General features: G+C 59.0%; 4 protein-coding genes. All 4 read right to left on the bottom strand.

What is annotated here, in order from left to right:
- Nucleotides 1-278: 278 nt before the first annotated feature.
- Complete coding sequence (locus FJ404_18800; GenBank protein ID MBM3824901.1) at nucleotides 279-1709, bottom strand: DUF1501 domain-containing protein; 1431 nt, start codon at nucleotides 1707-1709, stop codon at nucleotides 279-281.
- Nucleotides 1699-3699, bottom strand: a complete 2001-nt coding sequence (locus FJ404_18795; GenBank protein MBM3824900.1) for a DUF1553 domain-containing protein — start codon at nucleotides 3697-3699, stop codon at nucleotides 1699-1701. The genes FJ404_18800 and FJ404_18795 overlap by 11 nt, the downstream gene beginning before the upstream one ends.
- A gap of 323 nt (nucleotides 3700-4022) precedes the next feature.
- A complete protein-coding gene (locus FJ404_18790) occupies nucleotides 4023-5369 on the bottom strand; it encodes a Gfo/Idh/MocA family oxidoreductase (protein MBM3824899.1) in 1347 nt (448 codons plus the stop codon).
- Between the two features lie 90 nt (nucleotides 5370-5459).
- Nucleotides 5460-7157 (bottom strand): hypothetical protein, encoded by a 1698-nt coding sequence (locus FJ404_18785; GenBank protein MBM3824898.1) that lies wholly within the window; start codon nucleotides 7155-7157, stop codon nucleotides 5460-5462.
- Nucleotides 7158-7475: the final 318 nt, after the last annotated feature.

The raw sequence follows: 7475 nt of genomic DNA, 5'->3' as shown, positions 1-7475 counted from the left end.
CAGCCTGCCGTATCGCCGACGGCCCGGCGGCCCGGCGGGTGAAGAAAGAGGCCCTTCCATGCTCTCCACGCGCCGGGTTTCCTTCGTCGCCCCGCAGGCTGGGCAGCCTGCGCCACAGCAGACAGGGTTGTCTGCGTGACCACGACAACCCGGTCACCGCCAACCTCTGGATGCATTGGGCCAAGGACAGGCGGCGCCGCGGCCGCTTCGCGTCCAGCCAAGCTCTCTTCCATCAAGTTTTCGCCACCGACCGGACGAGCATGGCCTGAATCTCTTCCTTAAACAATCTGCCGGATGACTCGGCCTTCGACAAAGGTCAGGCGCTCGTCGCGTCCCAGATGCGGGTAAGTCAGACGATCCGAATCCACCCCAAGCTGATGAAGGATCGTCGCGTGAATGTCCCGAAAATGAACACGGTCGCGCACCGCGTGCAGTCCAATCTCGTCCGTGGCCCCCACAATCTCTCCGCCACGGATGCCGCCACCCGCCATCCACATGCTAAACCCCAGATTATGATGGTCACGGCCTTTGCCTGATTCGGCTTCAGGGGATCGCCCGAACTCGCCTCCCCACACGACCAGCGTGGATTCGAGCAACCCACGCCTCTCCAGATCCGCCAGCAACGCGGCCACGGGACGATCCGTCTCCGCGGCTTTGCGCAAGTGATTCTCCTCGATGTCCTGATGCGCGTCCCACTGCATGTTGCCCGGACCACCCCCAGCGACCACGCACACGAACCGCACGCCCTTTTCCACCAACTTCCGCGCCAGCAGGCAACGGCGTCCGTAATCGTGGGTGGGCTCCCTGCCCACCCCGTAAAGATCAAGAGTTTCCTGGGACTCGCATCCGAAGTCGAAAAGGCTGGGCGATTCCGTCTGCATCTTGAACGCCAGATCGTAGGCGTTCAGGCGGGCGTGAAAATCTTCGTCTTCGGGCGTCATCCGCCTGAGATTGGCCTGGCGAATGAAGTCCAGGGTGCGCTTCCGCTGCGCCGCCGTGACGCCCTCGGGAAGACTCAAGTTCAGCACCGGCTTGGCGCCTGGACGAAACATGGTCGGCTGATAAACGGCGGGCAAAAAACCGTGGCCATACATCGGCTGCCCGGCTTCCAACGCGCCCTTCGGATCCGGCATGACCACATAAGCCGGCAAAGAATCGCTTTCGCTGCCCAATCCGTAGGCCAACCAGGATCCCATGCTCGGATAGCCCGGAACGATCCGGCCCGAGAACAATTCGTATTGGGCGGCGGAATGAACCACCATGTCCCCATGGCATGAACGAAGGAGAGCCAGGCGGTCCGTCCAATGCGCTACGTGGGGAAACAAGTCCGACACCTCCATGCCGCATTGACCGTGGCGCCGAAACTCGCGCCGAGTTCCCAGTAGTTTCGCCGAACCCTTGATGAATTGATACTTCGCCTCGCCGAAGGCCTTGGGCCTGGGTTGCCCATGGAGCGTGTTCAACAATGGCTTCGGATCAAACGTCTCCAAATGACTCGGCCCGCCCGCCATGAACAGAAAAATCACCGACCGCGCCTTGGCGGACAAATGCGGAGCCTTGGGGGCCAAAGGATTCGCAGGAGCGGACGCCGCCGCAGCCCTCGATGCCAACTCCGAGAAGGCAAGCCCTCCAAACCCGCACAGGGCGTCCCGGACAAATTCACGGCGCGTCCAGGTGGGACGAACATGGGCTCTTGGCTCAGGGAACATACAGAAATTCGTTAAGATTGAACAACGCCAAGGCCAGCTCGGACCCCGGTTGTTCCGCCAGAAATCGTTCTCCCATCCGAAGCTCCTCCTCGTCCGGCAAGCGGCCGCAAGCCAGAAAAAAGCCGCGCTCGACCCAGCGTCGCGGATGGCCTCCCGATTCTTGATCCAGGCGCTTCGAAAATCGCCGGGCCAGTTCATTTGACAGGGATCCGTTCAATAACTCGAGCGCCTGGGGCGCATGCGTGCTTGATTCGCGTCGGCCGCAACTGGTGAGCAATGACGGCTGATCGAAGGCTTCCATGAAGGGGAGGCGCAAATTCCGTTTCGCCATCAAATACACCGATCGGCGAAACAAACGTTCGGGCTTCACATCCGGTTCCCATTGGCTGGGTTTGTAAAGTAACGCGACCAAATCAGAGTCCACAGGCGCCATCACACTCGGTCCGCCCACCGATGGGTGGAGGACTCCGCTGACGGCGAGCATCGAGTCGCGAATCTCCTCCGCGCTCAACCGGCGTCTTTCAAATCGCCAGAGCAATCGATTCTCGGGATCCAAGGCGAGGGCACGGGCAGTGGGCTTGACTCCTGATTCTTGGCGATAGGAGGCGCTCAGAAGAATCATGCGTTGCAGGGGCTTCAAGCGCCAGTCGTGCCGGACCAATTCATCCGCCAGCCAGTCCAGTAATTCCGGATGACTAGGGCTCGCGCCGTGCGAGCCAAAATCGTTGGGCGTGCCAACCAAACCCTTTCCGAAATGCCATTGCCAAAGCCGGTTCACCACGACACGGGCCGTCAACGGATGGCCCGGTTCAAGCAACCAGCGCGCCAGGGCCGTTCGCGGACGTCTGTCATCCTCCCCGGTCCAGGCCGGCTGGGAGTTGGCCAGGGCCGCCAAGGGCCCGGGAGACACAGCCTCCCCCTTTCGTTCCCACTCGCCACGAACCAGGACGTGGATGGACGTTCGGGACGCGGGGTCGTTCTTGATGGAAGGCATGGAAGCGGGCAGGAGCGGCAATCGACGCTCCACCGCCTCGATTTCCTTCCGAAGTTTGATCCGCTCCTCGCCTTCCGCCTCCTCTGCTCTTTGCCGCAGACTCTTGAGTTGGGCCTGAAGGGGGGAGGACTCCTTCTCCCATTTAAGCTTCTCCTCCGCAGGCGCCAGCACCACGTCGTCCTCTTGCGACGCGGCCATGTAAGCCTGCAGACGGTAATAGTCCTTCTGCGAAATGGGATCGAGCTTGTGATCGTGACAGCGCGCACACCCAACGGTCAGCCCCAGAAACGCGGCTCCTACGATGTCCGTCCGCTCCGTGAGCACTTCATTGCGGCTCAGGGCGATTTCCGGATTTCCGGCGTTTCGACGCACGGGTCCCAAGCGATGGAAGATGGCGGCAGTCCGGCCCTCTTCGGTCGGTGGTTGCAACTCATCGCCGGCGATTTGTTCATGCAGAAAATCGCGGTAGGACTTGTCGCGATTGAAGGATTCCACCACGTAATCACGATATCGCCAGGCGCCCGGCAAGTGCCGGTCGTATTCGAATCCTTCGGACTCGGCAAAGCGGACCACATCAAGCCAGTGCTGGGCCATGCGCTCCCCGTAAGTCTGGCGCGCCAATAATCGGTCGATCCATCGCTCCTCAGCGTCCGGCGCTTGGTCTTCCAGAAACGCCACGATCTCCGATTCGGAGGGTGGCAATCCCGTGAGATCAAAGCAAAGGCGCCTCAACCAATCACGCCGCTTTGCTGGTGGCGAAGGATCCAATCCGGCGCGCTCGAGTGCGATCAGCACAAAAACGTCGATCGGCGTCCGAGCCCAGGCGGGACGTTTGATCGAAGGGAGACTGGGACGTTGAACAGGTCGAAAGGACCACGGGCTCGTGCTCGACAGCGGGCGGGACGGCAACTCTGCCGCAGAAAGAACCGACACGATCGGGAATGTCCCCATGACGACCAGAAAGATCGGGAGGACAAGCCGTCGTGAGGAGATCACATCGGCAACCTACCGTTCACGTCATAAATTGTCAGCCCGGAAATCCCAGCAGTTCTCATTTTGACTGATCAAGGTAGGGCGCGCACGCCGCTGCGCGCCGAAACCGGGTGTTTCCTAAGGCGGCGCGCACGGAGTGACGCGCCCTACCCACCAAAATGAGAACTGCTCCGGAAATTCGAACCCAAGCGTGCCCCCGTGCATCCCGAAGTAGTCAGTCGTGGGGCGAAGGCTGCCCAGCCTGCACTCCCAGCGCGCGCATGGCCTGCCGTGGGCTCCTCGAGCCCAGCCGCGCTCCGATCTCCGATCCCGGCCGAGGACGGGTTCTAGACGATTTTCTTGAACCAGTTCGGATCGCCCGGAACAGGAATGGGGTACATTCCGTCGGGTCCAGGCTGAACCAAGGGCATGGCGTCCCAGGCAAGATCTTTGGGGATCAAGTCCACCTTCGAGTTGATCGCTTGATCCCACTCGATCACTTTGCCTGAGTAGGTGCACATGCGGCCCAGGATGGCCGTCATGGAACTCTCGGCTCCGAAGATGGCCTCGTTGAAGGGCTTGTCTTTGCGGATCGCTTCGAACAGGTCGTCGTGTTCCTGCTGGTAAGGATTCTTCGCCCCTTCACTTCGGAATCGCCAAGGATTCGCTCCGCGGATGATGTGACTGCCGACGTCACAGGTGCCTTTCGTGCCGACGACATGTTCCGAGACATTGCTCCAGCAACCGTTGATATGGCGGCATTGGCTGAACATGCGCGACCCGTCGGCATACTCGAACTCCACCGCGTGGTGGTCGAAAATCTCGCCGTAGTCCTTCCCCTTGCGCACTTCGCACCCCCCCATGCCATGGGCACGCACCGGATGGCCCTGTTTGACCCAATTGATGACATCCAAATTGTGAATATGCTGCTCGACAATGTGGTCGCCACCGATCCAGGCGAAATAATACCAGTTGCGCATCTGGTATTCCATTTCGGTCAGCTTCCGTCCCGCCTTCTTTTCCAAGTCAGCCCGAGGATGAACCCATGGTGTCGTGCCGTTCCAATAACAGCGCATGGAAACAATGTCCCCGATTTCCCCGCCGTGCAGTCGCTTCATCGTCTCGAGATAGCCCATCTGGTGATGACGCTGGAGACCGCACCCCACTTTCAGGTTTTTCTTCTTCGCTTCCTCCGCGGCGGCCAGGACCCGCCGCACGCCGGGTGCATCCGTGGCCACGGGCTTTTCGATAAAGCAATGTTTGCCCTGCCGCACGGCTTCCTCGAATTGCATCGGTCGAAAACCGGGAGGCGTCGTCAGAATGACGACATCCGCCTTGGCAATCGCGTGTTTGTAGGCTTCGAAGCCGATAAACTTGTCGGAGTCGGTGACCTCAATGCGATCCGCATGATTCCTCTTCAACCCCTGGAGGCTCCCTTCGAGCCGGTCTTTGAAGACGTCGGCCATGGCCACCAGTTTGACATTGCCCTGCGTATAGGTGCTGAGGGCTTGTTCCGCAGCGCCGGTCCCTCGGCCGCCGCACCCTACCAGAGCCAGTTTCAGGGTGTCGCTGCCGGCGGCGTGGGCCGATCGTTCGATGGACAGGCCGCCCAGAAGTGCCGCTCCGGCAGCCGTGGAAGAGGCACGGAGAAATCCGCGGCGGTTAAGGTCAGAAGGAGATGGATGTTCGTTCATAATTCGCTCTTGTGTCCAAGCCCGAAGCCCTGCTTGAAAGGAGGACCCATCAAAGGCCTTCATTGCGTTGGAAATGGAAATTTCTGAAACTTACTCCTTTTCAACGCCACTTGTCCAATATTTCTGAATCTCTTCGGGCGGGGGCACTTTCAGGGGACGCACAATCCGGAATCCCAGGAATTGAGCGTCCGTATGGTACCAAATGCTCTTGGGGAGCTGAGGGTCCTGGATTTTCCAATTCTTATTGGATCCGCGCCGCGCCGCACTGCGCAACTTGTCGGGAGCATCATCCCAGGACCCGCCGCGAACGGAGTGCGGATACGGTTGGGTCGCCTTGATCCAAGGGTCAACCGCCAGCGAGACCACCTTCGAGGCATAATTTGTGAAATACTGATCGAGGCACCATTCGGCGACATTGCCATGCATGTCATGCAGCCCCCAGGGATTCGGTTTCTTCTTCCCAACCTTTTGATACTTAAAGTCGCTGTTATCCCCGAACCAAGCGTATTCCCCAAGCTTCGATTCATCGTCACCGAAAGAATACGGCGTGGTCGTCCCGGCCCGGCAGGCGTACTCCCATTCCGCTTCCGTGGGGAGTCGATAAAAATGTCCGGTCCGCGCACTGAGCCACTGGCAATACTTGTTGGCCGCGTGCTGGGTCATGCTGATGGCAGGAAAGCCATCCCGACCCATGCCAAAGCTCATCTCCACATACGGCTTGGTCGGACGCGATACGGCATCGGAAAGATCGTCCTTGTAGGTTTCATTGTTCGAAGCGATTCGCTTCTTTTCCTCCTCGGGATACATGAACAGCTCGAACTCGTTCCATGTCACTTCGAACTTGCCCATCCAGAAGGCCTGCACGGAGACGCTCACCTGCGGCCCTTCGTCGTCCTTTCGACCCGATTCGGAATTCGGGCTGCCAACCGTGACTTTCCCGCCCGGAATCGGCAGCATTTCGAAAGTAACCCCCGTGCCTGAAATCAGATCCTTGTAAGGTTTCATGTCCTTTTCTTCTGTCACCTTGAGATGGGAGAGGATCTTCTTTTGGATGTCCGCCGAGGTCACAGCGTCATTGGCTCCGGGAGCTTCCTCAGCCTTTTTCGGAGTCAATTTGAGGCCATCCGGCCAGGGAGCGCCTTGTTCGATCCAAGCCCGAATCAATTCGGTGGTTTCTTTCGGAAGAGGACCGCCCTTGTTGGAAGGCGGCATCAGGTCATCGTGATCGGCCGGCAAGATCGTGGTCGTGTAAATGGGGCTCTTGTCGGGACTGCCACGCACGATTCCGGTTCCACTTTCTCCGCCTTTGAACGCCAGTTCCTTTTCGTCCATGCGCAAATCGCCTTTATCGTGCCCTTCCCGATGGCACGCCACACAGTTGAACTCGAAAATGGGTTGGATGTCCTTGGCGAAATTGATCTTTTTTCTAACCGAAAGCGTGAGTCCTTCCGGCCACTTGGCGCCTTCCTCAATCCAGGCTTTCAGGGTGTCCGTTTCAGCCTTGTTGAGCCGGCCTTCTTTGGGCGGAGGCATGACATCGTCGTGGTCCGCCGGAAGGATGGTTGTGGTGTAAAGGGAGCTTTCAAGAGGCTTTCCGGCCACGAGTGCGGATCCATCATCTCCACCCTTGAGAGCGCCGGCCAGGGTATCGAGACGCAATCCCCCCTTGGGTTTCTCAGGTCCATGGCACTTCACGCAGTGGAGCTCAAGCAACGGCTGGACCTCTTTGATGAAATCAACCGAGGCTGCCCGGGAACCGACCCCTGAAGCAACCCACACCACTGCCATGACGGAAAGGGCGAACGAGCGAAATCTCTTCATACTAGATCAATCTGATCGTAACAGAGTGGAATTTTCCTCAATCCCAACGAACAAAGTCAATCCATCACTCCCCTCCCTGATCCACGGGTAATTCGGTAGCGATTCAAAAAAACCGCTTCAGGACGCATCAGATGTGAATTGTTCTCTTGCAATGTTATATATATAATGTATTTATTTCGCATGCCAGCTCGCTTGCCCGTCCAAGCCAAGTCGCCGTTCGCCATCGATCCCAAGCCGCTCGACGAGACCGCTTCGTCTCATGCGGGGCTCTTGGCCACTTCGCGC

It is taken from the genome of Verrucomicrobiota bacterium (assembly GCA_016871495.1).
Classification (GTDB): domain Bacteria; phylum Verrucomicrobiota; class Verrucomicrobiia; order Limisphaerales; family VHDF01; genus VHDF01.
Note: the sequence above shows the minus strand (reverse complement) of the source record. Positions and strands in the feature narration are given on the sequence as shown.

Coding starts and splice junctions, on each gene's coding strand:
- FJ404_18800 (MBM3824901.1), bottom strand. CDS start 1,709: ATGTTCCCTGAGCCAAGAGCCCATGTTCGTCCCACCTGGACGCGCCGT.
- FJ404_18790 (MBM3824899.1), bottom strand. CDS start 5,369: ATGAACGAACATCCATCTCCTTCTGACCTTAACCGCCGCGGATTTCTC.
- FJ404_18785 (MBM3824898.1), bottom strand. CDS start 7,157: ATGGCAGTGGTGTGGGTTGCTTCAGGGGTCGGTTCCCGGGCAGCCTCG.